The following is a 23,679-nucleotide window of genomic DNA, read 5'->3' as shown; positions in this document are numbered from 1 at the left end:
TCCTACACGTCCTGCTGAGCGCTGTGCAACGGACCTGTCCTGGCGCGGCGGTGGGGATCCCGCAGCGGATCGTCCGTCCCCGCACCGGAGGCGTACCCGGTGAGCGGGCCGAACAACTCGGCGGGCAGCAGCGTGTCGGCGGCCCTTGCCAGGTAGCGCACAGCGGTGTGCAGCAGACCGGCGCCCAGCAGGACACCGGTGATCCACAACGCCAGGTCGACGGGCTGAACGACATACCCGAACACGGTGTACGGGTCCGGCGAACGCAGCAACTGGGCCAGCAACGGCACCGGCAACGCGAACATCCCCAGCCGCAACAACGGCGAGATGAGCCGCTTGCGCAGCGTCCGCTGGACGTGCCGCCGGTCGAGCCGCTCGATGTTGTGGGTGAACCAGAACCGCTGCAACGACGACCCGGCGTGCCCGGCGATCACCGGCGCGCCCGCGCTGACGATGCAGTCGTTCAGCCCGGCCCACACGTGCTCGCCCGTCTGGTACGACCACGGGTTGAACATCGCCGTCAACACCCGAGGAGCGGCGACGTCCTTGCCGCCCTCGGAGCGGGCCGGCCACCCGCTCAAGGTGAGGTCGGCGTCCCACGCCCGCAGCTTGCGCTCCCGCCACCGTTTCAGCACCGGTCCCCACGGCTTCGCCTCGGGCGGTACGACTCGGGGCCCGATCGCGTCGAGCCGATTGCGGGTCATGTCCATGAGCGTGCTCTTGCCCGCGCCCCACGCACCTTCGATGGCGATCACCGTCGGGCCCGCCTGGTCCTCGTCGCTGCCCGGTGGAGCCGTGTACGCGAGCAGTTCGGCCAGTGACTCGACGAACGCCTCTCTGGCGAGCAGGTCCGTGCGCGCGAGCCGGTCGCCGTGGCCTCTGGTGTGCAGCCGTCGCACCACGTCGTTGGCCTCCGCGTCGAGCTGGACGGCCAGGGCCAGGGTGAACGCGACCACGTTGCCGAGCGCGGAAGACGGCCCGCTGACGCTCGAAACGTCCAACGTGCGGTTGGCACGTGCCCCGGCGCCGTAGAGGAAGAGCATCGGCAGGTCGCGGCCCTCGTAGAACGCCGGCAGGAGCCGCTCGCTGCCAATCAGGGCGGCATCGCGGAAGTCCCGGGTGACCGGCCGCGTCAGGGAGGCCGCGTCGCGAACGGTGGCGACCGGCGCGAAATGCCCTTTGCCGGGTGGGCTGGGGTCGGCGCCCCACCAGCCGGACCGGGCCAGCTCCAACGCGCGGGCCCGCAACCTCGGGTCGGGCTCCCAGGCGACGACCTCGCTGCCGAACGCCGGCGTGTTCTGGCCTGGATAGTGGTCGAGCCGGGTAGCCACCACGACGTCGCCGGAAGCGACCTCGTCGCGCACGGTGTCGGCGACGTTCACGACCAGGATTGCCTTCGGGCGCAGCGCCGCGAGGTTCTCAAGCCCCGCTTCGACCGCGGATGTGCTCGGACTGAGAGAGCCGAGCAGGACGCGAACGTCAGTGCCGCGAATCGTTCCCGCCGTGAACGGTCCCTGCGGATCCACGTCGTCGAGTAGCTGCTGCACCGCCGCGAACCCGAAGTCCGACGCGGCCAGCACCGCCACGTTGACTGCACGGTGCGGCTCGGTCACCGGTCGCCCCCGGAGCACGTTGTTCGACGCCTGGTATCCCTAGGTCGCGACCCGCCGACCCGGCGTTACTACGCTCGGCAACCATGTCGTTGATCAACCCGCCCAAACCCCAGCCCGGCGACCGCGTCGCGATCGTCTCCCCGGCCGCGGGCCTGCCGGGCCTGTTCCCGCTGCCCCACGAGCTGGGCCTGCAGCGCCTCAAGACCGACTTCGGCCTGCACCCCGTCGAATACCCGGCCACCCGCAAGATGGGCGCCACCCCGCAGGAACGCGCCGCCGACCTGCACGCCGCGTTCGCCGACCCCACGATCAAAGCCGTGATCGCCACCATCGGCGGCGACGACCAGATCACCGTGTTACCGCACCTCGACGCCGATCTCATCACGGCCAACCCCAAGCCGTTCTTCGGGCACAGCGACAACACGAACATGCTGCTGTGGCTGCGCAACCGGGGCATCGTCGGGTTCTCCGGCGGCAGCGTCATGGTGCAGTTCGGCCGGCCCGGCGCCATGCACCCCACCAGCGCCGACTCGTTGCGGGCCGCGCTGTTCACGCCTGGGGAGTACCGACTCAGCGAGAGCACGGCCTACGGCGACAAGGACAGCCCCTGGGAGGACGAGGCCACCTTCGGCACCGAACCGCAGCTCGAACCCAGCACCGGCTGGATCTGGCACCAGCCCGACTACGCGGCGGCCGGCCCGTCGTGGGGCGGCAACCTCGAGATCCTGTCCTGGCTGATGATGGCCGGCAAGGAGATCCACCCTCCCGAGCACTACGACGGCACCGTCCTGTTCTTCGAGACCTCCGAAGAGATGCCCACGGACGTCGAGGTGTACCGGATCCTGCGCAACATGGGCGAACGCGGGCTGCTGCAGCGGTTCGCGGCCGTGCTGGTGGGACGCGCCAAGTCGTGGTTCTTCACCAACCAGGACACCGACCGCGCCACCTACACCGCAGCTCAGCGCCAGGCCGTGCTCAGGGCGTTCCGCGAGTACGCGCCCGAGACGATGATCGTGTTCGACGTCGACCTCGGCCACACCGACCCGCAGGTCGTCATCCCCGTCGGCGGCACCATCCGCGTCGACGGGCCGGCCCGCACGATCACCGTCACCTACTGAACCCGGACTATTCCGCACCCATTGTGACAGACCAATTGAGATGGGCGGCGATTGACGCGCGGATCATCGTGGCCCTATCTTCGTGAAGGCATTCTGACCTGCGTGAACATTTGAACTGTGAATGCGGGAATTGGGTTGACATGACCTATTTCGAACGGATCGTCGTGGTCGGCGCGGCCGATCTCGGCGCGAGGGCAGCTGTCTGTTTGGCGCGAAGATTCGGGCCGGTTCACCTGATCGGGCCGGGTGTCGCCGCGCTCGGCGAGATCGGTGTGCGCCGCTACCCGCTGGCCATCGTCCGCGACTTCGACCTCGACACCCCGGCGGTGATCGTCGACAACGACGGCGGCCGCCTGCAACGCCTCGTGTGCGACCGGCTCGTCGTGGTCGGCTGGCCCGTCCCCCTGCTGCCGGTCAACAAATGGGTCGTCGACGGCAAAGTAGCCGTCGCCGGGGACGGCGCGGACCTCCAGCTGCTCGCCACCTGCTTCGACGCCAACGGGCGGTGGCACCCGGCCCTGGCCGATTACCAGTTCCGCCGCCAAGCCGGAGCCGACTCGCTAGCGTGAGCTGAGTGATCGACCCAGTGATCGACCAAGACGCCAGAGCGCGGCTCCTCAGACGGTTCGGCGACGACGTGACCGCGTGGATCGACGCGCTGCCCGACCTGATCGCCACCCTGACCGCCCGCTGGGGCCTCACCGTCGAACGGCACATGCCCGGCGGCACCGGCGCCACGTTCCTGTGCGCCACCGCCGTGCTGAAGGTGACGCCCGACCACGACGTCGCCGCCCACGAAGCCCGCGCCCTCACCGCCTGGGCCGACACCCGTGCCGTGGTCGACCTCCTCGACGCCGACCTCGCCCGCGGCGCGATCCTGCTTGAACGCCTCACCCCCGGCACCCCGGCCACCGAACCGGCCCGCGTCGTGCCCGCGTTGCACACCGCGAACCCGGCCGGCTTCCCGCCACTGCGCGCCCGCGTCGACTTCCTCTTCGAGACGCTGCTGACCCGCCGCACCGGCACCTACTACGCCACCGAGCGCCACCGCGCCCGCAAACTGGCCGAGGACAACGTCAAACCCGTCCTGCTGCACGGCGACATGCACCCCGGCAACGTCCTGCAAGGCCCGCACGGCCCCGTCGCCATCGACCCCCGCGCGTGCGTCGGCGATCCGGCGTTCGACTGGATGGACTTCGTGCACGACGGCCACGACCTGTACGGCGCCGACATCGACGTCGCCCGCGTCCACGAGTGGCTCGGCGCCTTCAAACCCTTCTACGGCTAGCGCGGTGATCACTAACCGGCGCCGCGTCTCGCACGTCTCAGACGGGTGCATCGCGGTGCCGGCCCCGCGTCCTCATATCGGGCATGTGGGGGCGTGGGGCCGGTGCCGCGAGGTGCCCTGCTGAGGCGCGCGAGACGTGGCGACGATTGTGATCACCGCGCTAGGGTCTGCGAACGTGCGATCTCACGACTACGGCCGCGACATCCTCTCGACCCCCAAGCGCAAGAAGGTCCCCGAGATTCCGGCCGAACCCGGCCTCGTCGTCGAGGACCCCGCCAGCGGCTTCTGCGGCGCCGTCGTGAAGTTCGAGTACGGCCAGGTCGTCCTGGAGGACCGCCACGGCCGTCACCGCCTGTTCCCGCTCAACCCGGCGGGCTTCCTCGTCGACGGCCAGCCCGTCACCCTCGTCAAACCCGCGCCACAGCCGCAGAAGCCCCGCATCAGTGCCTCCGGTTCGGTGCGGGTCGAGGGCCTGCGCGCCAAAACCGCCAAGGCCAGCCGGATCTGGGTCGAGGGCAAGCACGACGCCGAGCTCGTCGAACGCGTCTGGGGTCACGACCTGCGCGTCGAGGGCATCGTCGTGGAACCGCTCGACGGCGTCGACGAACTCGAAACCCGCATCGCCGAGTTCGGCACCGCCCCGCACCGCCGGCTCGGCGTGCTGGTCGACCACCTCGTCGCGGGCTCCAAGGAACAGCGCATCGTCGAGCAGATCCACGACGACAACGTCCTCGTGACCGGGCACCCGTACGTCGACATCTGGCAGGCCGTGAAACCCCAAGCGGTCAAGATCGAGGCCTGGCCGGTCATCCCGCGCGGAGTCCCGTGGAAGGAAGGCGTCTGCGCCCAGCTCGGCTGGGGCGAGACCTGGGAAGGCTGGCAGCGGGTCCTGGGCGCAGTCGGCAGCTACCGCGACATCGAGTCGGATCTGCTGGGCGCGGTCGAGCGGCTCATCGACTTCGTCACCGTGCCGCAGGACTGATCCGGCCGAGAACGGCCCAGCAAGCCCGCCGGTTGATCGATTTCGTTACGGTCGAGGGCCCAGCACGGTGAATCTCGGAGCCGCACGCTGCCCGTTGGTGTATGTATGGGCGCATGGCCGCGCTGATCTGGCTGATCGTCGGGATACTCCTCGTCATCGCCGAGGTTCTCTCCGGTGACTTCGTGCTGGTCATGCTCGGCGCCGCCGCGCTGGCCGCGGCGGGCGTGACCGCGCTGGGCGCCGGTGACCTGGTGAGCGTGCTCGTGTTCGCGGCGACGTCGTTCGGGTTGATCGTCGGGGCGCGGCCGCTGCTCAAGAAGCGGCTGCAGCTCGGCTCCGGCATCAAGATGCACCACGAGGCGCTGCTCGGGAGCAGGGCCGTCGCGGTGTCGCGGGTCGACGAGCACGGCGGGCAGGTGAAGATCGGCGGCGACACCTGGAGCGCGCGCACCCTCGACGGGTCCGTGGTCGAGCCAGGCGAAGCCGTCACCGTTGTCGAGATCTCGGGCGCGACCGCCGTGGTCATCGCCGCGGTGTGACCGCGCCCGAAGAGTGTGACCTCAGAAGGATGTGAGCCGCGTTGGACCCGATCACCCTTGTGGTCGTGGCCGTCATTGCGATCTTCGTGCTGACCATCGCCGTCAAGTCGGTGCTGGTCATCCCGCAGGCGCAGGCCGCCGTCATCGAACGTCTCGGCCGCTTCCGCACCATCGCGGCGCCCGGCCTGAACATCATCGTGCCGTTCATCGACAAGGTGCGGGCCCGCATCGACCTGCGTGAGCAGGTCGTGTCGTTCCCGCCGCAGCCGGTGATCACCCAGGACAACCTCACGGTGTCCATCGACACGGTCGTGTACTTCCAGGTCACCGACCCGCGCAGTGCGGTGTACGAGATCTCCAACTACATCATCGGTGTCGAGCAGATGACGATCACGACGCTGCGCAACCTCGTCGGTGGCATGAGCCTGGAGGAGACCCTCACCTCCCGCGACTACATCAACGGCCAGCTGCGCGGCGTGCTGGACGAGGCGACCGGCCGGTGGGGCCTGCGGGTGGCCCGCGTCGAGCTGAAGTCCATCGACCCTCCACCGTCCATTCAGGACTCGATGGAGAAGCAGATGCGCGCCGACCGGGAGAAGCGCGCCATGATCCTCACGGCTGAGGGCCAGCGGGAGTCGTCCATCAAGACGGCGGAAGGCCAGAAGCAGTCGCAGATCCTCGCCGCCGAGGGCGCCAAGCAGGCCGCGATCCTCGCCGCCGAGGCCGAGCGCCAGTCGCAGATCCTGCGCGCCCAGGGTGAACGCGCCGCCCGCTACCTGCAGGCCCAGGGGCAGGCCAAGGCCATCGAGAAGGTGTTCGGCGCGATCAAGGACGGCAAGCCCACCCCGGAGGTGCTGGCCTACCAGTACCTGCAGACGCTGCCGCAGATGGCGCAAGGCGACGCGAACAAGGTGTGGATGATCCCGTCCGACTACGGCAAGGCCCTCGAAGGGTTCGCCCGCATGCTCGGCGCGCCCGGCGACGACGGCGTCTTCCGCTACGAACCGCCGGCCGACGACACCGAACGGCCCAAGCCCGAGGACGACGACGAGTCGGTCGCCGACTGGTTCGACACCGCCCCGGACCCCAAGGTCGCCGAGGCCGTCGCCGCCGCGGAAGCCGTGGCGCGCAAGGAGGTGCCCGGCCCGCTGAGCACCCCGCAGCGCTCGGTCAGCGCCACCTCGACGCTGCCGGAGCTGGAGACCGAGCAGCCGCGCTCACTGCACCAGCCCGACGAACAGGTCTGAGCACCACGACGCGGAGCGGCCCGTCCCGATCATCGGGGCGGGCCGCTGTGCTGTGTGACCAGCGGAAACAGAAAGTTCGAAAAATTCCGGGTCGCGTGTCGATCGAACGACCCGCCTGTTCGACCTGAGCGTGAAAGGGTCCACAACGGACCCGCAAGACCACTGGGAGAGACCACCATGAAGTTCATGCTGATCTGGCGCGTGACCTCCGACGAGGCCTGGGGCAACCTCGGCGAGATCGACTTCGACCAGATGCTCGAGACCGTCGGCAAGTTCAACGAGGAGCTCATCGAGGCCGGCGTCCTGATCGCCGCCGAGGGCCTGGCCCCCGCCGAGGAAGGCGTGGTCGTCGACTTCTCCAGCGAGCCGCCGGTCGTCACGGACGGCCCGTACGGGGAGACCAAGGAGCTGTTCAACGGCTTCTACCTGATCAACGTCCCCACCATCGAGGACGCGGTCGAGTGGGCCAAGCGCACCCCGATGACCGCGGCCGGGTTCAAGACCGAGATCCGCCGCGTCCCCACGATCGACGAGTTCCCGCAGGACAACGAGTGGATCAAGAAGGAGCGGGCCTGGCGCGAGTCCACCGGCCAGCTCTGATCTGATAGGTGCCATGAGCGACCCCACTGGCCGCAAAGCCGTAGCCGCGGTGTGGCGCATCGACTCCGCGCGGATCGTCGGTGCGCTCACCCGCTACACCGGTGACTTCGCGCTGGCCGAGGACCTCGCCCAGGAAGCCCTGGCCGAGGCGCTCGTGACGTGGCCGCGCGAAGGCGTGCCGGACAACCCGGCCGGGTGGTTGCTCACGGTCGGGCGGCGCCGCGCGATCGACGCGTTCCGCCGCCGCAGCAACCGCGACGAGAAGTACGCCGCCCTCGCCCACAACCTGCCGGAGGGCGGCGCTCTCACGGGCGCCACCGAACCCGGTCCCGCACCTGACGACGTGCTGTGGGACCCGGACCAGATCGACGACGACACCCTCGCGCTGATCTTCACCTCGTGCCACCCGGTGCTGTCGCGCGAGGCGGGGGTGGCGCTGACGTTGCGCGTGATCGGCGGTCTGACCAGCGACGAGATCGCACGCGCGTTCCTGGTGCCGACCGCGACCGTGCAGGCCCGCATCACCCGCGCGAAGAAGACCCTCGGCGCGGCCGGCGTGCCGTTCGAGGTGCCGCCGGTCAAGGAACGCCCCGCACGCCTGGCGCAGGTGCTCAGCGTCGTCTACCTGATCTTCACCGAGGGCTCGTCCGCGAGCTCCGGCGACGAGGTGATGCGGCTGGACCTCGCCGGTGAGGCGCAGCGGCTGGCCCGCATCCTGTCGCGGCTCATGCCCGACGAGCACGAGGCCCACAGCCTGCTCGCGCTGCTGGAACTGACCGCCGCCCGCTTCCCGGCCCGGCGCGGACCCGACGGCGAGACCGTGCTGCTGGAGGACCAGGACCGCCGCCGCTGGGACCGGTCCGCGATCGCCCGCGGCCGTGCGGCGCTGGCGAAAGCCGCCGACATCGGCCGCGGCTACGGCTACTACGGGCTGCAGGCCGCGATCGCCGAGTGCCACGCGCTGGCCCCGTCGGTCGAGGAGACCGACTGGAACCGCATCGTCGTGCTCTACGAAGCCCTCGGCCGGCTCGCCCCGTCGCCGGTCGTGGAGCTCAACCGCGCGGTCGCCGTGTCCATGGCCCAAGGGCCCGCCGCGGCGCTGCCGATCGTCGACGCGCTGGCGTCGAACGAGGCGTTCAAGGGCTCGCACCAACTACCCGGAGTGCGCGGCGAGCTGCTGCGCCGGCTGGGCCGCGTCGACGAGGCCCGGACGGAGTTCGAGACCGCCGTCCGGCTGTGCGGCAACGAGCGTGAACGTGCCGTGCTGACCCGCAAGCTCGACGCTCTGGTGACTCCGGGAAACTGAACGTGTGCGTTTCGAGGTGTGCCGGCCGAGTCTCGGCGGCCGAAGACGGGAACTGCTGACCGACGTCGCGGCCATCGTGGTGTGCGGTGGCATCGATCTCATCTCGGCGGACGGGCTCGGCGATGCGGGATGGACGATCGGTGCCGCCGGTCTGCTCTCGATGCGCAGGAAGTTCCCCGCGGCCGCGGCGGTGCTGGTCGCCTCGATCGACCTCCTCGCCCCCGGCCAGGTCTTCGCGGCGCTGTTCTGCGCCCTGTACACGGTCGGCACCCACGCTCGCGTCGTGTCCGGCTCGCTCGCGGTCGTCGCGGCCGCAGCGGGCTTCGCGATCCCGATGTGGGCCGACGAGGAGGAGCTCAACACCATCTTCGTCGCGTCGGAAATGGTGCTGCAGCTCCTGCTCCCGCTCGCGATCGGCCTCTACGTCCGTCGTTCCCGGCAGATGGTGGAGATGCAGCGGGACCAGGCCGTCGCGCGGGAGCGGTCCAGGATCGCCCGTGAGATGCACGACGTGCTCGGCCACAAACTGAGTCTCATCGCGTTGCACGCGGGGAAGCTGGAACTCACCGGCACCTCCGACACCGAGACGGCACAGCTGCTCGGCGGGACCAGCCGCGCCGCCATGCGGGACCTGCGTCAGATCATCGGCGTGCTGGACGCGGAACCGGTGACGGTGGCCGACCTCGTCGAGAGCTCGCGCCGCGCGGGCGTGCGGGTCGAGTCCGCGTTGTCCGATGTCCCGCCGGAGCTGTCCGACGTGGTCCGGCGCGTGGTGCAGGAAGCGTTGACCAACGTGCACAAGCACGCCGGACCGGTCGACGTCGCCATCGAGTTCGAGATCGTGCAGGGCAGGCCGCGGCTGACGGTGCGCAACAGTCCACCGGCACGACCGCCCCAGACCTGCGGCACCGGCACCGGCAGGGGCCTGACCACGCTCGCCGCGGAGGTCGAGAGGGTCGGCGGCGAGTTGAACTGGGGACCAGAGGCGGCCGGAGGTTTTGTGGTGACCGCGGTCTTCCGGGCAGGCGGGGGCGTCCGATGATCTCCGTTGTCGTCGCCGACGACGAGCATCTGGTCAGGGCGGGCATCCGGGGCGTGCTGGAGACGGCGCGGGACATCGCGGTCGTGGCGGAGGCCGCCAGCGGGTCCGAGGCGCTGCGACTGGTGCACCAGCACCGGCCCGACGTGCTGCTGATGGACATCCACATGCCCGACGGTGACGGGCTGGCCGCCGCCGAGATGGTGTGCAAGCACGTGCCCGGCACCGCGGTCGCGATGCTGACCACGTTCACCTACGACCGGTACGTGCAGGGCGCACTGCATTCGGGGGCTGTCGGGTTCCTGCTCAAGGACATGGAACCGCGTGCGCTCATCGACGCGGTGCGGGCGATCGCGGCCGGCGACGCGGTGCTCGCGCCCCAGGTGACCCGGTCCCTGCTCACCACGTTCCGCGACCGGGACCCGCGGCGGGCGAACCGCGCCCGAGCCCGGCTGGCGGAGTTGACCGACCTCGAACGCACGGTCCTGCGGTTGCTGGCACGGGGCCTGTCGAACGCCGAGATCGCGCGCTCCTGCGAGATGAGTGAAGGCTCGGTGAAGGCACACGTCAGCCGGATGCTCGTGAAGCTCGACTGCGGCAACCGCGTGCAACTGGCGATGGTCGCCCACGACGCGGAGGACAACTACTGACAGGCCGGCCACCGTCGTCCGGATGACCAGTGGCGTGCCATCCGGGTGGCCGGTACCGGCTGGACGATAGTTACATCCCACGGCACCGGTCCCCGAGGCCGTGTCACGTTCGGTTTGTGAAGAAACTTCGCTCGACCGCACGGGCGAGCGTGGCGATCGCGGGCGCGATCGTCGTCGTAGGGCTCGTGCTGTACCTCCTCCCGACCGGCACCGGCAACCGGAAGGACGACAAACCAGAAGCCGCCAAGACCGACCTGCTGTCCGAGGTGCAGCAGTTCTCCCAGGGCATGTCCGCCGAGACGGGCTACACGCGGCCGACCCAGGCCGAGCGCACCGCCATCAGCACCGGCGTGCAGCGCGTCCTGGACAACGCGCCGAACGAGGCCAAGGACGTGCTCGCCGCGGTGGGCTACACCATCAGCGAACGCGTCGACACCGCCACGCAACGCACGTACCGCGAGATCGCGGACAACGCCGGCAGCCCTCGCGGCTGGGGCCGCATCATGATCGACACCTCCGAGAGCGCCCGTCTGGGCATCGAGGTGCCGCACCCCAAGGCCGACCAGGACAGCGAGTCCCTCGGCGTCGAGCTGTTCCGCAAGGCCCCCGGCTCGGTGCTGGTGGTCGCCGGGGCACACCGCCGCGCCGCGGAGAACCGGGTCGCCGACATGGCGCACACGACCACCAGCGTCTTCGAGGACCTGCACGAGCTGCTGGTGCGACACCGGGTGCCGGTCGTGCAGCTGCACGGGTTCCAGAACGAAACCGCCCCCGACAGCGACGTCGTCGTGTCCGCCGGACCGCCGCTGAGCAGCCCGTTGGCGGTGCAGACGGCCCAGCGGCTGGAGTCGGCGGGCCTGTCGGTGTGCAAGCCCTGGGTGACCGGGTGTCCCGGTCTGGAGGCGACCACCAACGTGCAGGCGCGCTACTCCGACGAGCAGAAGGCCGACTTCGTCCACGTCGAGGTGTCCCGGGACATTCGCGACAGCCCTTCGGCACGTGACCAGGTCGCGTCCGTGCTCGCCGGGAAGAAGGGCGACCGGTGAGCCGCACCCGCGTTCCCGGCGTGCTGGCACCCTGGCTCACCGGGCTGCTCCTGTTCACGCTGCTGGCCGGCGGCGCGACCGCCTACCTGGCGCGGCCGCGCGCGGTCTCCCCGGTGCCCCAGTCCGTGCTCGACGCCCGGCGGGAGAGCACGATGTCGGCCGCGCAGGCCATCACGCGGTCGCTCAACGGCGGGCTGAGCAGCATGGCCGAGGTCGCCACCGTCGTGGACGAGTCCCTGCGGCAACGCAACCGCGCGCTGCTGCTCCCGTTCCGGGCCCGGATCTGGAAGTCCCTCTACGTCCTGGACCAGACCACCAGGACGGTGGTCGCCCAGGTCGGTGAGCCCGCCCAGCCCGCGGTGCTCGGTGAGCCCCTGCCCAAGGAGGCGGGCATGAAGATCGCCCAGGTCGGCACCACACATCAGATCGTGCAGTACACGCCCGTCGGCAAACCGGCGGACGCGAAGTACCTCCTGGTCGGGCACTACGACCCGAACCGGCTGAGCGACCTGCTCACGGTGGCGGGCGCGGAGGGCACCTGGCTGGTCGACCGGTCCGGCTCGGTGATCGTCGGCGTGGGCACCGGCACGCAGTTGCCGCAGGGCTTCGTCCCACCGGCCACCGATCCCGGCGAGAACGCCGCGGGCAGCGAGGCTCGGCGCACGGGCGACCGGACGGACGTGCTCGCCTGGGCCTCCCTGACCGGACGGGCGCCGTCGAACGGCTTGGGCTGGAGCGTGGTGTCGAACAAGCCGGTCACCGATGTCGCCGTGGCCACCGACGACTCCCGGCGTCGCGCCGTCACCGTCGGCCGGGTGCTGGCGGTCCTGGTCGTGGTCGTGTTCGCGGCCCTGTTCCTGTTCGTGCAGTGGCCGATCCGGCGGCTGCGGAAGGTCAGCGGCGAGCCGGAACCCGCAGTGCCAGGACCGAAGTACGGCGAGGCGGGCCGCGTCGCCCAGACGTTCGCACAGGCGCGCACGACCATGGCCGATCGACAGGCCGACGAGGAAATGGCGGAGCAGCGATGACCGCGCCAGAGCGCCGCCCCCGGCGTTACTTCCCGATCGCCCTCGTCGTCTGGACACTCGGCGCCACCGCCTTCCTGGGCCTCGGCGCGGCCGTGGCGACCGCTCCGTCGTCCTGGCTGGTGGAGGACATTCCGCAGAGCGTCGTGACAGAACAGCAGACGCGCACCGCACTGGCCGCCCGTCAGCTGCAACGTGCGCTGGACAGCGGCGCGTCCGACCTCAACGCCGTCGCCGCGGGCATCAAGACGCTCAAGGACGTCGACACACCGGGCCGTCTGCTCACCCAGCTGGTGGCCACCCGGACCCGCTACCGCGGAGCCGCCTACCTCTCATCGGACGGCGCCGTGGTGGCCAAGGCCGGCGAGGACGTCGACGCGGGCGCGATCGCCGCGTCGGACAAACCGGCGCTCGCGGCCGCCGCGCCACAGGGCGTGTCACCGCGGGTCTTCGTCGCGGTGCCGGTCACCGGTGACCGGGCGGGCCGGATCGTCGCCGAGTTCAAACCCCAGTCGCTGATCTCGCCGCTCGCCCTGGCCGGTCCTGGCAACACGCGACTGCTCAACGCCGACCGGCTGGTGATCGGCGCGACCTCGGGCTTCACCGCGTTCGAACCGCTGAGCAGGCCGGACCTCGACCAGGCCGCCCAGTCCGCGCGCACCGCGGGAGCGGGCGCCGCAATGCACGACGTCGACGGCCGCAGGCACCTCGTCAGCTGGGCTCCGGTCACCACGGCAGAACAGACCCGGCAGCTCGGCCTCGTCGTGGTCACCGACCGGCCGGAGACGTCACTGACGCTGCCGCACTCGTCGGAGCGCAACGAGCTGGTGCTGCTCGGCGTGCTCATCGCCAGCCTCACCGTCGTGATCTTCGGCTGGCTCTACGCGGTGGTCGTCAGCCCCCTGTGGGCACTGGCCCGCGACGCCAGGCGGATCGCGGGCGGCGACACAGCCAAACCGGTCATCGTCCGCCGCTACGACCAGCTCGGCCTCATCGCACGCGACCTCGAACGCGTCCGCCGCAACCTGCTCGGGAGAGTCTGAATGTTCTTCCTGTACACGGTTTTCGCCGCGGTCCTCGGCGTGCTGCTCATCGCGGGGATCGTCGAGCAACGCCGTCACCTGCGCTGCCTGCGCAGCATCCCCGACCGCATCCTGGTCAACGGCATCCGGGGCAAGAGTTCGGTCACCCGGCTGTGTGCCGGGGCCCTGCGCGGCGGTGGCCTGACGGTCGTCGCGAAGACCACCGGCACCGCGGCCCGGTTCATCCACCCCGACGCCACCGAGGAGCCGGTGCACCGCAAGTTCGACATCGCCAACGTGGTCGAGCAGATCGGCATCGTCCGCCGCGCCGCGGCGGCCAAGCCGGACGTGCTGGTCATGGAATGCATGGCGGTCATGCCCCCGCTGCAGGAGGTCAACCAGACCAAGCTCATCCAGTCCACCATCGGCGTGCTGAGCAACGTCCGGGAGGACCACCTGCAGGAGATGGGCCCGACGCTGCCGGACGTGGCGCGGTCCCTGTCGCGGTCCATGCCCGTCGGCGGCATCTGCGTCACGGCCGAACGCGAGCTGCTGCACATCCTGCAGGAGGAAGCCGACAAACGGTCGTGTCACCTGATCGCCGTCGATCCCGAGGACGTCACCGACGAGGAGATGGACGGGTTCGCCTACCACAGCTTCAAGGAGAACGTCGCCATCTCGCTGGAGGTCGCCCGCCTGGTCGGGATACCGCGCGAGCTGGCGCTGAAGGGGATGTGGGAGGCGCCGCCCGATCCCGGCGTGCTCACCGTCGAGTCCTACCGCTTCGGCGCGAAGACGTTGCGGTTCGCCAACGTCTTCGCCGCCAACGACCCCAGGTCCACCGTGATGAACGTGCAACAGCTCATCGAACGCCGGCTGATCCAGTCCCCGGTCTTCACCCTGATCAACTGCCGGCCCGACCGGGTCGAGCGCAACGGGCAGATGGGGGAGATCGTGCCGGAGCTGCTCACCGACAAGCTCTTCGTGATCGGCCACCCCAGCCGGTCGGCGCTGGCGAAGGTTCCCTCGTCCTGGCGTGGCGAGGCCTTCGACCTGGGCGGTGCGAACCGGCCGGTCGAGGAGATCCTGAAGGCCGTCGTCGACCAGATCGACGGCGACGCGTCGCTGGTCGCCATCGGCAACATCCACGGTCAGGGCGAGCTGCTGCTGCACCATCTCGAACAGGCGGTGGAACGGTGCTGACCGCGACGTTGACGCCCGAGGTAGCGGTGCTGGCCATCGCCATCGGGCTGGTGTTCTCGCTGGGCTGCTACCTGGTGTCCAACCTCTCGCCGGGCGGGATGATCACCCCGGGCTGGCTCGGCCTGGCCCTGATCACCGACCCGCGCCGGCTGTGGATCATCGCCGGGGTCACCGTCGCGACCTACTTCGGCACGCGGCTGCTGCAAAAGCTGGTGATCCTGTACGGCAAGAGGCTCTTCGCCACGGTGCTGCTGCTCGGTGTGTTCCTGCAGCTGACGATCTTCTTGTTCCTGTCGAGCGATCGGCCGTTCCTGTTCTCCCACGGCACGCTGGGCTTCATCGTGCCCGGCCTGATCGCGTACCAGTGCGTGCGGCAGCCGATCAAGGCCACGCTGATCTCGACCGGCGTGGTGACGATGCTGTCCTACGTCGTGCTGCTCACCGGTGTCCTGCTCAACTTCCTGCCCCACCGGTAGGGGTCGATGCCGGTGCGGCTGCCTCTCCGGTAGCCGCACCGGCACGCGGGGTGAACCTCAAATCCGTTAGGGCGATATCTGTGGCACTCGACCGAGTGACGCGGGAATGATGTTGTGATGGACTCGCTGCCCGCCACCGTCGCCTCCGCACTCGTGGAAGCCGACAGCGGGCACAGCGACGACACCCACTGGCCTGCTCGCTGGCAGGCGCTCACCGCCGTCTCGGTCGAGCTGCAGTCGTTGCTGGTCACCGACCCCGGTCCGGAGCTGGTCGGGTTGATCGAGCAGATCGTCACCCAACTGGCCGACGGAGTGGCGGGCAGCCGAAGACACCGGGTCGAACTGGCCGACCTCGCGCACCGCGTCCTGACCACGCACGCCCGCGCGTGCGCCGAGACCGACCCGGACCCGATCCGCCTCGCCGACTGGCTGCTCGACCTGCAGCTGCAGCACCCCGACGCCCCCGACGTCAGCCTGTCGGCCTACGCCGACGTCCTCGACGAGGAAGGCCTGCAGCACTACCGCGAGCGCGCGGTGACGTTGTTCGAGCCGCTGCCGGTGATCGGCTTCGGCGAGACCGGCCGCTACGACCGCGCCCGCTGGGCCCTGCTGCGCGTCATGGAAGAGCTCGCCGAGTACACCGAGGACGTCGACCTGCAGCTGCTGGTGCTGTCGAAGGACCTGTCCTCGGGCTGGCACTACCTGCAGGTCGCGACCGTGCTGCGGGACAACGCTCGCTCCGACGAGGCCCTCGAGTGGGTCGAACGCGGCCTGCGCGCGGTCGGCGGCCGTGGCGCGGCACTGCGGCTGCTCGACCTGGCCGTCGAGGAACACCTGCGCCGAGGCACCCCGCACCGGGCCGTCGCGGTGTGCCGGGACGCCTTCTACGCCCGCCCCAACCTCGACCTCTACCTCAAGATCCGCGCGCTGGTCGTGCACACCGACGACTGGCCGCCGTTGCGCGCCGAGCTGGTGAACCACCTCGTGCAGGACGGCAGCCGCCTCGCGGTCGAGGTGTACCGGCGCATCGTCGAGGTCGAGCTCGCCCGGCGCGGCATCGAGGAGCAGGACCTCGTCGTCGAATGGCTCGAACAACTGCGCGGCCTGCAGCCCGACGCGTTCGCGGACTACCTGGAGCACATCAAGTCGCGGCACGTGGCGGACCGCCAACTGCTCGACGAGTTGTCCAAGCGAGGACTCTGACCGTTCCGTTTCGGATAGTACGAGTACGGACTATCCTACTTCGCATGACCGAGGCCGGAGGGGATCCGGTCCGCCCACGGCCGAGCGCGCTCCAGCTGGGCGGACACCGACAGCAGCGTGCACTCGTCGTGCCGGCGGCCCACGAGCTGCACCGCGAGCGGCAGACCGCTGGACGTGCGACCGGCGGGCACGGCCGCGGCCGGGTTGCCGACGACGTTCCACATCTGCAGGAACGTCGTGTAGTGCGCCGCGGCGAGCAGCGCGGTCACGACGTTGCGGCCGTCCCACTCGCCCACGCGGATCGGCTGGCGGGTCAGCGCCGGGGTGAGCAGCACGTCGACCGAGGTGAAGATGCGGTTCGCGTAGGCGGTGAGCGCGGCGTCGTCCTTCAACGCCCAGCGCACCAGGCTGCGCGGCAGGCGTGCGCCGAGGTCGCCGACCGCACGGGTGCGGGGCTCGAGCAGGTGCGGGAACTCCATGCCGCCCCGCGCCAGGTGGGCGTTGTGCAGGTACCGCACGGCGAACTGGGTCGAGGCGACGAGGTCCTTCATCGGCGGGTCGATGCGCACGACGTCGTGGCCGAGGTCGGTGAGCAGCGCGGCGGTGTCCTGCACGGCGTCGCGGACCTCGTCGGCGATGGCGATGCCCGGTCCCCACGGCCGCAGCGACACCCCGATCCGCAGCCTGCCGGGGTCGGTCGTGGCGGCCTCGGCGAAGCTGGTGCGCGGCGGGTGGGCGACGTGCGGGTCGCCGGGGACGGCGCCGTGGATCTGGTCGGCGACCAATGCCCAGTCCAGGACGGTGCGGGTGATCGGCCCGGCGACGACCATGCCGCCCCACACCTCGCGTTCCGGTGCGAGCGACACGCGGCCGCGCTGGGGCTTGAGCCCGAACAGGCCCGTCATCGCCGACGGGATGCGGATCGAGCCCGCGCCGTCGGTGCCGATCGCCGCCGCCGCGAGACCGGCCGCGACCGCCGCGGCCGAACCGCCGCTGGAGCCGCCGGGGGAGTGCGTCAGCGACCACGGGTTGCGCGTCGGGCCGGCCCAGCCGCTCTCGGTGTAGGGCCACAGGCCGAGTTCGGGCATGCGGGTGCGGCCGATGATCACCGCTCCGGCGTCGCGCAGGCGCCGCACGATCGCGGAGTCCGCCGGCTCCGGGGTGCGGGCGGCGTTCGTGCCCTTGGTCGTCGGGAGGCCTGCGATCGCGATGTCCTCCTTGACCGCGATCGGCACACCCAGCAGCGGCAGGTCCTCGCCGCGCGCCTTGCGGTCGTCGGCCGCGGAGGCTTCGGCCACGGCCTGCTCGGCGAACACCGCGCGGAAGGCGTTGAGCTGCGGATCGAGCCGCTCGATGCGGGCCAGGTGCCCGGCGACCAGGTCTTTCGCGGTCACCTCGCCGTTGCGCACGGCTTGCGCCTGCCTGGCGACCCCGGCGAAACACAGCTCCGTCAGCTCCATGAACCGACCCTAAGCGCCGACCGGTGATCTACGGAATGGGAGTACCACGCATGAGAGTCCTCGCGATGGCAGCCGCCGTCCTCGTCGCCATGAGCACGCTGGTGGCACCGGCCCAAGCCGCGACGCCGGTGTACCGCTACGAGATCATCAACCGGGCCGCGAGCTGGTTGACGGCGAACAACGGCACCCGCGTGCCGTACAACATCTATGCCACGTGGGGCGGGTACCGTCAGGACTGCTCCGGCTACGTCTCGATGGCCGCCCGCCTCGACCAGCCGGGGCCGATCACGACGGAACTCGTCGGCCACTCCTTCTCGATCAGCATGGCCGAGCTCAAGCGCGGCGACATCGTCATCGACGCCATCGGCGACACCTGGCGCGACCGGCACGTCGTGATCTTCGACCGCTGGGTGGACGCCGCCCGTCGCAACCTCGGCTACTACGCCTACGAGCACCGCGGCGACTACGGCACCGACCACCGCGTCCGCGGCTACGGCCTGGAGCCCTACTCCGAGTACAAAGCGCGCAGGCTCAACAACGTCATCGACAAGTGACGGCTGGTGGGCTCGTCGTTGAACGTTGCGTTGAAGTCCACCACTGTCCGATGGAATGACTCGGCTCACATCATCGAGTCATGCCCTCTCTCACGAACTGGCTGCGCCGGCTGACCTTCCACCACGACGTCGAGATCGTGGCGCCCCGCCGACAGCGGACACCGCTGGAGGACATCCGCTCTCGGCTCACGGCACTGGAAGCCGACGCGCGGCTGAGCGGGTTGCGGGACTGGGTGGAGTACGGCGAACGGTCGGCCGAGCACCGGCAGCCGGCGTTGGACGTGCTGTGCGAGGCGCTGCGGGGACTGCCGTGGCCGGGCACGGAGGTCGACCAGCGGTGGCGGATGGTCCTGCAGGCCACGCTGCTGGCGCACCTGCGTCCCGGCCCGGGGTTCTGGCTGGGCAGCGACCTGGACCTGCGCCGCACCACGCTGGTCGACTTCGACCTGTCGGACTGCCGGCTGGGCAGCGCTCGGTTCGCCGGCACGCGGTTCCTGGGCGACACGCGGTTCGACCAGGCGACGTTCCTGGGTGACTTCGACGCCGCCGGGGCGTTCTTCGCGCGGCACGTGCTGTTCACGCAGTCGGTGTTCGCCCGCGGCCTGGGCCTGCGCGGGACGACGGTGTGCGGGAACGGGGAGTTCTCCGGCATCCACGCCGCCGGTGCGGTGACGCTGCGCGGGACCCGGTTCTCCGGGCGCGCGGACTTCACCTGTGCCCGGTTCGGCGCGGACCTGGACTGTTCCGGCGTGCGGTTCGGTGGCCGGACGGTGTTCCGCCGCGCCTGGTTCGCGGGTGCCGCCTCGTTCGCCCGCACCTGGTTCCGGGGCCGGGAGGACTTCGTGGACGCCGCGTTCGGCGGCGAGTCGTCGTTCGAGAACACCCGGTTCGGGCACCGCGTTCACGCCGACTGACGCTGCCGGTGGAGCGCGACCGCCACGCGGTTCGCGCACTTCGTCGAGCAGAACCGGCGGCGTCCGTTGCGGCTGGTGTCGACGAAGACCGTGGCGCAGCCGTCGCGGTCGCACGAGCCGATGCGCCCGGCGTCCTCGCAGAACAACGCCGCCATGCCCGCCGCCGTGTAGGCCTTGACCCGTACGTCCGTGGGTGCGTCCTCGCGCGCGTAGTGCAGGTGCGGAGCGCGTCCGTCGTGCGTGGAGATGTAGTGCGTGGTCGACGACTCGGCCAGCAGTTCGTTGAGCAGCTCCACGGTGGGGGCGCGGAAGACCTTGCGCAGCCGCTCGACCCAGTCTCTTACGTCACGTTCCTGACGGGCGTCGAGGGAGCCCAGCGGCTTGTAGTCCGACGCTTTCAGCACGTCGAGCAGCGGTGTGGCCGGATCGGCGTTGACCAGCTTCGCGGCGAGCTCGGCTGCTGCCCCGCCGTAAGGGTTGAAATGCACTAGACCATGACACCAGGCTGGGGTCATGATCGCCACCTGCCCCGCCTGCTCCTGGTCCTGCACCTCCACCGTCTCGACGCATTCTTCTGGGCACGGCTCGGTGTCCTACGTCAGATGTGTCTGCGGCCTGTTCCTGATCGTCGAGCGCGGAGTGCTCACCGCGACCGCCGGGACCAGCACGTTCGCCCCGGTGCACCACACCCGTGGTGATCTTGCTAGGGTCCCGGACCGTGAGCCGTCGTGATCTTCTGTGCGACACCGCGATCCAGATCCTCGCGGTGGACGGCGGCAGGGGACTGACCCACCGCGCGATCGACCGCGAGGCCGGCGTCCCCATCGGCACCACCAAGAACTACTTCCCGACCCGCGAGTCGATCCTCGAGGCCTGCGCGGCGCGGATGACCTCGCTGCACCGCGCCGCCGTCGACCGGCTGCGCGAGACCACGCCCGCCGACATCTCCGCCTCCGACGTGGCCGAGCTCTACCCGGCGTTGCTGCGCCGCGCGGTGGCCGACGACCCGACGCAGATGCTCGCGATGGTCGAGCTCTACCTGGAGGCCGTGCGCCGGCCGGGAGTGCGGGCGGCGTTGTCCGGGATGGTGCTCGCCAACGCCGAGGCCGGTGCGGCGTTGCAACAGGCGGCCGGGCTGCCGTCGACGGTGCGCGACACCGGGTTGCTGGACGCCTACTTCCTCGGTGTGGCGATCTCGCTGCTGGCGTTGCCGGTGGAGACGCTGGAAACCGTGGGCCTGGACGACCCGTACGCGCTGGGGATCGGCGTGTTCTCCGCGACCGTGCCTAGCGCCGGCCCGTCACCAGCACGGAGATCAGCAGAATCAGGCTGATCACCGCCGGCGCCCCGCACACGATGGCGAGCATCGCGAGCCCGAACTGGCCGCCCTCCGCTGTCTGCGGGAACCGCACCGCCGCCCACGTCGCCACCCCGGCGCCGATGACCGTGACCCCGCCCAGCACGGCGACCGCCCGCGGGCGCCACCGCGGGTTGACGTCCTCACGGGCCGCCTCGGCGCAGTTCTCGCCCAGTGCGGCGGCGATCTCACCGCCGTTCTCGGTGGACCCGTCGAAGCGCACGACCTCGCCGTCCTCGAAGCGGATGGTGCAGAGGACGCCCGCTCCGCTGCGCGACACCGGTCCGTTCTGCACCACGGTGATCGCCCGGACCTGCTCCCACCTCCACTCGCGCCGGTCGCCGCCGCGCAGGTGTGCCAGACCGCCTTCGTGCAGCTCGAACGTCTCCGGGGCCCGCGGCCGCAGCAGCAGGAACGCGGCCGGCGCAGAGATCAGCAGCGGGTAGCCGGCGAACAGCAGCACGTACTGGACGCCGTCGAGGTCGATCAGGAACATCAGCACCAGCAGCAGAGAGCTGATCAGCGCCACGGCCGCGGCGGCCACGCCGAGCGGGCGTCTTCGGTGCAGATCGACGGGATGCGTGCTCAGGAGGGGACCCATTCGATCAACCTACCCAGCGGGTCCGACAATTCCCGGCTACCGCCGCAGGGCCGCCATCAGCGTTTTGTATGTCTGATCGGCGTCGGAACCGTCGGTGGCGATGATCGTGGACTCGGGCGTGAGGTAGGCGTCGAGGTGGTCGTGGATCCGGCGGAGCAACACCGGTCCACCCAGTGCCTCGACGACGTGGTCGATGGAGTGCTCGCGGCGCTGGAACCGGTCGATCGTGGTTTCGGGCGGGGCGAGCAGCACGAACTCGAGGTAGTCCGCGCCCACTGCCGCGGCCGCCTCGGCGAAGCACGCGCGTTGCCCGCGGTCGGTGACCAGTTGGGGCATCACGACGTCGTGCCCGGTCGAGAGATGGTGCTTGGCCATGGTGATCGCGAGCGGCCGGACGAGGTCGACCGTTCCGAAGAAGTCCTCCCGCCACCCGCCGACCAGGCGGACGATCTCGTCGGCGTCGAGGTTGAGCGTCTTGGGGTGCTCGGTGGCGTAGCGGGCGGCGATGGTGGACTTGCCGACCCCGCTCGGGCCGTTGAGGTGGATCAGCCTGGGCACTCGATCAACACTAGCGGCCGACGCGCACGAGCTGGTCGATCGCGGTGGCGACCAGGGCGATCGCGATGTCGGGGGACTTGCCGCAGCTCGCGGGCCGTGGCGGCACCGGCTGTTCGGCCAGCGTCACGCGCCACTCGCGCCCGTCGGCGTGCCGCACGGTCGCCGAGTCGGCGGTCTCGGCGACGACGGTCAGCACGTCGCGGGTCTCGCCGAGCCGCTCCCGCACGGCGACCTCGGCGACCTGGCCGCGCGGGGTGAAGCAGGACCTTCCACGACAGCGGTCGGCGACGATGCCCTCGGTGACGACGCGTTGGGCCAACTGGTGGTCGAGTCGTCCGTACAGGTGACCGGTGGGCAGCAGGACGCCGGTGGGCGCGAACCGGTGCCCGCCGGTGTGCGTGCACTCCCAGAGGTTGAGCGAGGTGGCGATCGGACGCCCGTACAGCGCGCAGCAGACGTCGCGTTTGCTGTTCGTGCACACCAGCAGCAACGGGTCCGCGACGGGTGTGCCGAACGCTGTCGAGCGGCCCTCGCCCAGCGCGGCGAAGTCGAGTTCGAGGGCTTCCTCCGGTGTGGCCAGATCGGCCTGCTCGAGCCAGGATGCGCCGGGTTTCGTCGAGGCCAGGTACAGGCGGCGGGTGGCGGGCACGCGGGTGTCGGCGTGCTTGCCGGGGCGGCGGATCAGCAGGATGCGCACGCCGGTGCCGGCGGCGCGGCGCTGCAGTTCGGCGCCGAGCTCGGGGTCGAGGTGACTCTCCACGACGGCGTCGCGGCCCCACGGGCCCGGCTGCTCCAGACACAGCCACGCCGTCGCGGTCGCGGCCGTGCCGGCCAGCGGTTCGCCCGCGAATTCGGAGAGTATCGAGCACCTCATTTGCACACTCTATACGGCCGATCGGGTGATGGATAAGGGCACCCTTACCCGGTCGGGTTTCACCGGTTCGGCCGCACCGAAACTCGGGGTCAGCTCTCGAGCTGTGCGATCCGCTGTCGCAGCGTTTGCTCCAGGCGGGCGCGGTAGCCGATGAACAGCTTGTTCGCGAGGTACGGGGCCCAGTTGCCCTGCTTGGCGATGTTGTAGACGCGGTGCACGAGCAGCGCGCCCTCGGGGTGGGCGTGCAGGGAGTCCTCGCCGCGGTACCACCAGTCGCCCCAGTAGGCGATGACGCCCTGCTCGCGGTCGACGAGCCGGTGCGACCCGGACTCCCCGGCGTCGGCGAACATCCGTTCCTCGACGTCTTCCAGCGGCGCGTGCACGACGCCGGACACCTCGAACAGCAGTCTCATCGGTGCCGGTCCTCCCAGTCGGGGTACCCGCCGACGGTTCCGTCGCGGGTGGCGGCGGCGAACCAGGTGAGCCAGCCGCGTTCGGCGCGCAGCATGGCCAGCCGGTAGTCCAGTTCGATCCACGCGAGCTGCGGCAGGCCCATGCCCGCGAGCTTCTCCAGCAGCACGGCCAGCGCGGTGAGCTGCTGGTCGAGCGCGTCGACGCGTTGTTCGACGACGGTCAGCGCGTCGTGTGGGGGCAGCAGGCCGACCATCGAGATGCCGGCTTCGAACCGCGGGTACTCCCTGGCGGGCACGGCGATGAGCTCGCGCAGCCAGTCGTGCAGCTCGGCCGTGCCCGTGTCGGTGATCGCGTAGACGGTGCGTTCGGGGCGGTTGCCGGCTTTCTGGGTGGCGCTCGCGGTGATCAGCTCGTGTTTGTGCAGCGACTCGACGACGGTGTAGAGCGAGCCGTAGTTGAGCTTGATGACCTCCTCCTGGTGGCGCTCGCGCATGGTCTGCGCCATCTCGTAGGGGTGCATCGGCCGTTCGGCCAGCAGCGCCAGCACCGCCAGTGCCAGGGGGTTCGTGCGCTTGAACGTCATATCCGCT

The 23,679-nt window shown here is 70.4% G+C and carries 27 protein-coding genes; 19 read left to right on the top strand and 8 right to left on the bottom strand.

Annotated features, from left to right (window positions below):
- Positions 1 to 2: 2 nt before the first annotated feature.
- Positions 3 to 1,613: a P-loop NTPase fold protein gene (locus DI276_RS27310; protein WP_198680938.1), complete on the bottom strand. Its 1,611-nt coding sequence runs from the start codon at positions 1,611 to 1,613 to the stop codon at positions 3 to 5.
- An 83-nt stretch (positions 1,614 to 1,696) separates the two neighbouring features.
- On the opposite strand from DI276_RS27310, the gene DI276_RS27305 reads away from it, so the two are divergent.
- The 16 genes from DI276_RS27305 (at position 1,697) to DI276_RS27230 (ending at position 16,357) form a co-directional block, all read left to right on the top strand.
- Entirely contained in the window at positions 1,697 to 2,731 is a 1,035-nt protein-coding gene (locus DI276_RS27305) for a S66 peptidase family protein (RefSeq protein WP_112268433.1), read from the top strand.
- A gap of 140 nt (positions 2,732 to 2,871) precedes the next feature.
- The gene (locus DI276_RS27300) at positions 2,872 to 3,300 is read left to right on the top strand and encodes a hypothetical protein (RefSeq protein ID WP_112268432.1); all 429 of its coding nucleotides are present in this window, start codon (positions 2,872 to 2,874) and stop codon (positions 3,298 to 3,300) included.
- A 5-nt stretch (positions 3,301 to 3,305) separates the two neighbouring features.
- Entirely contained in the window at positions 3,306 to 4,019 is a 714-nt protein-coding gene (locus DI276_RS27295; protein ID WP_112268430.1) for an aminoglycoside phosphotransferase family protein, read from the top strand.
- Positions 4,020 to 4,194: 175 nt separating this feature from the next.
- The gene (locus tag DI276_RS27290) at positions 4,195 to 5,001 is read left to right on the top strand and encodes a DUF3097 domain-containing protein (protein WP_112268429.1); all 807 of its coding nucleotides are present in this window, start codon (positions 4,195 to 4,197) and stop codon (positions 4,999 to 5,001) included.
- Between the two features lie 113 nt (positions 5,002 to 5,114).
- Entirely contained in the window at positions 5,115 to 5,540 is a 426-nt protein-coding gene (locus DI276_RS27285; protein WP_112268427.1) for an NfeD family protein, read from the top strand.
- A gap of 41 nt (positions 5,541 to 5,581) precedes the next feature.
- Positions 5,582 to 6,787 carry an SPFH domain-containing protein gene (locus tag DI276_RS27280; RefSeq protein ID WP_112268425.1) on the top strand — a complete coding sequence of 402 codons (1,206 nt, stop codon included), beginning with the start codon at positions 5,582 to 5,584 and terminating at the stop codon, positions 6,785 to 6,787.
- A 177-nt stretch (positions 6,788 to 6,964) separates the two neighbouring features.
- Positions 6,965 to 7,387: a YciI family protein gene (locus tag DI276_RS27275; protein ID WP_112268423.1), complete on the top strand. Its 423-nt coding sequence runs from the start codon at positions 6,965 to 6,967 to the stop codon at positions 7,385 to 7,387.
- Between the two features lie 13 nt (positions 7,388 to 7,400).
- Positions 7,401 to 8,693 carry an RNA polymerase sigma factor gene (locus tag DI276_RS27270; RefSeq protein ID WP_112268421.1) on the top strand — a complete coding sequence of 431 codons (1,293 nt, stop codon included), beginning with the start codon at positions 7,401 to 7,403 and terminating at the stop codon, positions 8,691 to 8,693.
- Positions 8,694 to 8,697: 4 nt separating this feature from the next.
- Complete coding sequence (locus DI276_RS27265; protein ID WP_112268419.1) at positions 8,698 to 9,735, top strand: sensor histidine kinase; 1,038 nt, start codon at positions 8,698 to 8,700, stop codon at positions 9,733 to 9,735.
- Entirely contained in the window at positions 9,732 to 10,382 is a 651-nt protein-coding gene (locus tag DI276_RS27260; protein WP_112268417.1) for a response regulator, read from the top strand. Before DI276_RS27265 ends, DI276_RS27260 begins: the two co-directional genes overlap by 4 nt.
- A gap of 116 nt (positions 10,383 to 10,498) precedes the next feature.
- Positions 10,499 to 11,428 carry a hypothetical protein gene (locus DI276_RS27255; RefSeq protein ID WP_112268415.1) on the top strand — a complete coding sequence of 310 codons (930 nt, stop codon included), beginning with the start codon at positions 10,499 to 10,501 and terminating at the stop codon, positions 11,426 to 11,428.
- Positions 11,425 to 12,456 carry a hypothetical protein gene (locus tag DI276_RS27250; RefSeq protein WP_112268413.1) on the top strand — a complete coding sequence of 344 codons (1,032 nt, stop codon included), beginning with the start codon at positions 11,425 to 11,427 and terminating at the stop codon, positions 12,454 to 12,456. The genes DI276_RS27255 and DI276_RS27250 overlap by 4 nt, the downstream gene beginning before the upstream one ends.
- Positions 12,453 to 13,496, top strand: a complete 1,044-nt coding sequence (locus tag DI276_RS27245) for a cache domain-containing protein (RefSeq protein WP_112268411.1) — start codon at positions 12,453 to 12,455, stop codon at positions 13,494 to 13,496. The genes DI276_RS27250 and DI276_RS27245 overlap by 4 nt, the downstream gene beginning before the upstream one ends.
- On the top strand, positions 13,497 to 14,678 hold the full coding sequence (pgsB, locus tag DI276_RS27240; protein WP_112268409.1) for a poly-gamma-glutamate synthase PgsB: 1,182 nt from the start codon (positions 13,497 to 13,499) through the stop codon (positions 14,676 to 14,678).
- A complete protein-coding gene (locus DI276_RS27235; RefSeq protein ID WP_112268407.1) occupies positions 14,672 to 15,154 on the top strand; it encodes a poly-gamma-glutamate biosynthesis protein PgsC/CapC in 483 nt (160 codons plus the stop codon). Before pgsB ends, DI276_RS27235 begins: the two co-directional genes overlap by 7 nt.
- A gap of 117 nt (positions 15,155 to 15,271) precedes the next feature.
- The gene (locus DI276_RS27230; RefSeq protein ID WP_112268405.1) at positions 15,272 to 16,357 is read left to right on the top strand and encodes a hypothetical protein; all 1,086 of its coding nucleotides are present in this window, start codon (positions 15,272 to 15,274) and stop codon (positions 16,355 to 16,357) included.
- A gap of 35 nt (positions 16,358 to 16,392) precedes the next feature.
- Here the strand turns inward: DI276_RS27230 and DI276_RS27225 are convergent, their stop codons facing one another.
- On the bottom strand, positions 16,393 to 17,817 hold the full coding sequence (locus tag DI276_RS27225) for an amidase (RefSeq protein ID WP_112268403.1): 1,425 nt from the start codon (positions 17,815 to 17,817) through the stop codon (positions 16,393 to 16,395).
- Positions 17,818 to 17,867: 50 nt separating this feature from the next.
- Here DI276_RS27225 and DI276_RS27220 point away from each other — a divergent pair, with 50 nt between their 5' ends.
- Together DI276_RS27220 and DI276_RS27215 are read left to right on the top strand one after the other, a co-directional pair.
- Positions 17,868 to 18,371 (top strand): hypothetical protein, encoded by a 504-nt coding sequence (locus tag DI276_RS27220; RefSeq protein ID WP_157984973.1) that lies wholly within the window; start codon positions 17,868 to 17,870, stop codon positions 18,369 to 18,371.
- A gap of 80 nt (positions 18,372 to 18,451) precedes the next feature.
- Positions 18,452 to 19,285: a pentapeptide repeat-containing protein gene (locus DI276_RS27215; RefSeq protein ID WP_112268399.1), complete on the top strand. Its 834-nt coding sequence runs from the start codon at positions 18,452 to 18,454 to the stop codon at positions 19,283 to 19,285.
- Here DI276_RS27215 and DI276_RS27210 read toward each other — a convergent pair.
- The gene (locus DI276_RS27210; RefSeq protein ID WP_112268397.1) at positions 19,273 to 19,773 is read right to left on the bottom strand and encodes a CGNR zinc finger domain-containing protein; all 501 of its coding nucleotides are present in this window, start codon (positions 19,771 to 19,773) and stop codon (positions 19,273 to 19,275) included. The genes DI276_RS27215 and DI276_RS27210 overlap by 13 nt on opposite strands.
- A 230-nt stretch (positions 19,774 to 20,003) precedes the next feature.
- On the opposite strand from DI276_RS27210, the gene DI276_RS27200 reads away from it, so the two are divergent.
- Positions 20,004 to 20,618 carry a TetR/AcrR family transcriptional regulator gene (locus tag DI276_RS27200; protein ID WP_232836948.1) on the top strand — a complete coding sequence of 205 codons (615 nt, stop codon included), beginning with the start codon at positions 20,004 to 20,006 and terminating at the stop codon, positions 20,616 to 20,618.
- Here DI276_RS27200 and DI276_RS27195 read toward each other — a convergent pair.
- From DI276_RS27195 to DI276_RS51270, 5 genes are all read right to left on the bottom strand, one after another.
- Positions 20,572 to 21,243, bottom strand: coding sequence for a hypothetical protein (locus tag DI276_RS27195; protein WP_112268393.1), 672 nt, complete (start codon positions 21,241 to 21,243; stop codon positions 20,572 to 20,574). The genes DI276_RS27200 and DI276_RS27195 overlap by 47 nt on opposite strands.
- Before the next feature lie 36 nt (positions 21,244 to 21,279).
- Complete coding sequence (locus DI276_RS27190; protein WP_112268391.1) at positions 21,280 to 21,801, bottom strand: AAA family ATPase; 522 nt, start codon at positions 21,799 to 21,801, stop codon at positions 21,280 to 21,282.
- Between the two features lie 10 nt (positions 21,802 to 21,811).
- The gene (locus tag DI276_RS27185) at positions 21,812 to 22,675 is read right to left on the bottom strand and encodes a sucrase ferredoxin (protein WP_112268389.1); all 864 of its coding nucleotides are present in this window, start codon (positions 22,673 to 22,675) and stop codon (positions 21,812 to 21,814) included.
- A gap of 89 nt (positions 22,676 to 22,764) precedes the next feature.
- The gene (locus DI276_RS51275; protein ID WP_198680937.1) at positions 22,765 to 23,088 is read right to left on the bottom strand and encodes a hypothetical protein; all 324 of its coding nucleotides are present in this window, start codon (positions 23,086 to 23,088) and stop codon (positions 22,765 to 22,767) included.
- Positions 23,085 to 23,672, bottom strand: coding sequence for a PadR family transcriptional regulator (locus DI276_RS51270; RefSeq protein ID WP_198680936.1), 588 nt, complete (start codon positions 23,670 to 23,672; stop codon positions 23,085 to 23,087). The genes DI276_RS51275 and DI276_RS51270 overlap by 4 nt, the downstream gene beginning before the upstream one ends.
- Positions 23,673 to 23,679: the final 7 nt, after the last annotated feature.

The organism is Lentzea terrae (genome assembly GCF_003265345.1).
Lineage (GTDB): Bacteria > Actinomycetota > Actinomycetes > Mycobacteriales > Pseudonocardiaceae > Lentzea > Lentzea terrae.
This window is presented reverse-complemented; position numbering and strand designations above follow the sequence as displayed.

Bases quoted from the DNA above. Each gene is read 5' to 3' on its own strand.
- DI276_RS27230 (WP_112268405.1), top strand. From the start codon at position 15,272: ATGGACTCGCTGCCCGCCACCGTCGCCTCCGCACTCGTGGAAGCCGAC.
- pgsB (WP_112268409.1), top strand. From the start codon at position 13,497: ATGTTCTTCCTGTACACGGTTTTCGCCGCGGTCCTCGGCGTGCTGCTC.
- DI276_RS27300 (WP_112268432.1), top strand. From the start codon at position 2,872: ATGACCTATTTCGAACGGATCGTCGTGGTCGGCGCGGCCGATCTCGGC.
- DI276_RS27215 (WP_112268399.1), top strand. From the start codon at position 18,452: ATGCCCTCTCTCACGAACTGGCTGCGCCGGCTGACCTTCCACCACGAC.
- DI276_RS27195 (WP_112268393.1), bottom strand. From the start codon at position 21,243: ATGGGTCCCCTCCTGAGCACGCATCCCGTCGATCTGCACCGAAGACGC.
- DI276_RS27260 (WP_112268417.1), top strand. From the start codon at position 9,732: ATGATCTCCGTTGTCGTCGCCGACGACGAGCATCTGGTCAGGGCGGGC.
- DI276_RS51270 (WP_198680936.1), bottom strand. From the start codon at position 23,672: ATGACGTTCAAGCGCACGAACCCCCTGGCACTGGCGGTGCTGGCGCTG.
- DI276_RS27275 (WP_112268423.1), top strand. From the start codon at position 6,965: ATGAAGTTCATGCTGATCTGGCGCGTGACCTCCGACGAGGCCTGGGGC.
- DI276_RS27270 (WP_112268421.1), top strand. From the start codon at position 7,401: ATGAGCGACCCCACTGGCCGCAAAGCCGTAGCCGCGGTGTGGCGCATC.
- DI276_RS27285 (WP_112268427.1), top strand. From the start codon at position 5,115: ATGGCCGCGCTGATCTGGCTGATCGTCGGGATACTCCTCGTCATCGCC.
- DI276_RS27220 (WP_157984973.1), top strand. From the start codon at position 17,868: ATGAGAGTCCTCGCGATGGCAGCCGCCGTCCTCGTCGCCATGAGCACG.
- DI276_RS27225 (WP_112268403.1), bottom strand. From the start codon at position 17,817: ATGGAGCTGACGGAGCTGTGTTTCGCCGGGGTCGCCAGGCAGGCGCAA.
- DI276_RS27245 (WP_112268411.1), top strand. From the start codon at position 12,453: ATGACCGCGCCAGAGCGCCGCCCCCGGCGTTACTTCCCGATCGCCCTC.
- DI276_RS51275 (WP_198680937.1), bottom strand. From the start codon at position 23,088: ATGAGACTGCTGTTCGAGGTGTCCGGCGTCGTGCACGCGCCGCTGGAA.
- DI276_RS27305 (WP_112268433.1), top strand. From the start codon at position 1,697: ATGTCGTTGATCAACCCGCCCAAACCCCAGCCCGGCGACCGCGTCGCG.
- DI276_RS27185 (WP_112268389.1), bottom strand. From the start codon at position 22,675: ATGAGGTGCTCGATACTCTCCGAATTCGCGGGCGAACCGCTGGCCGGC.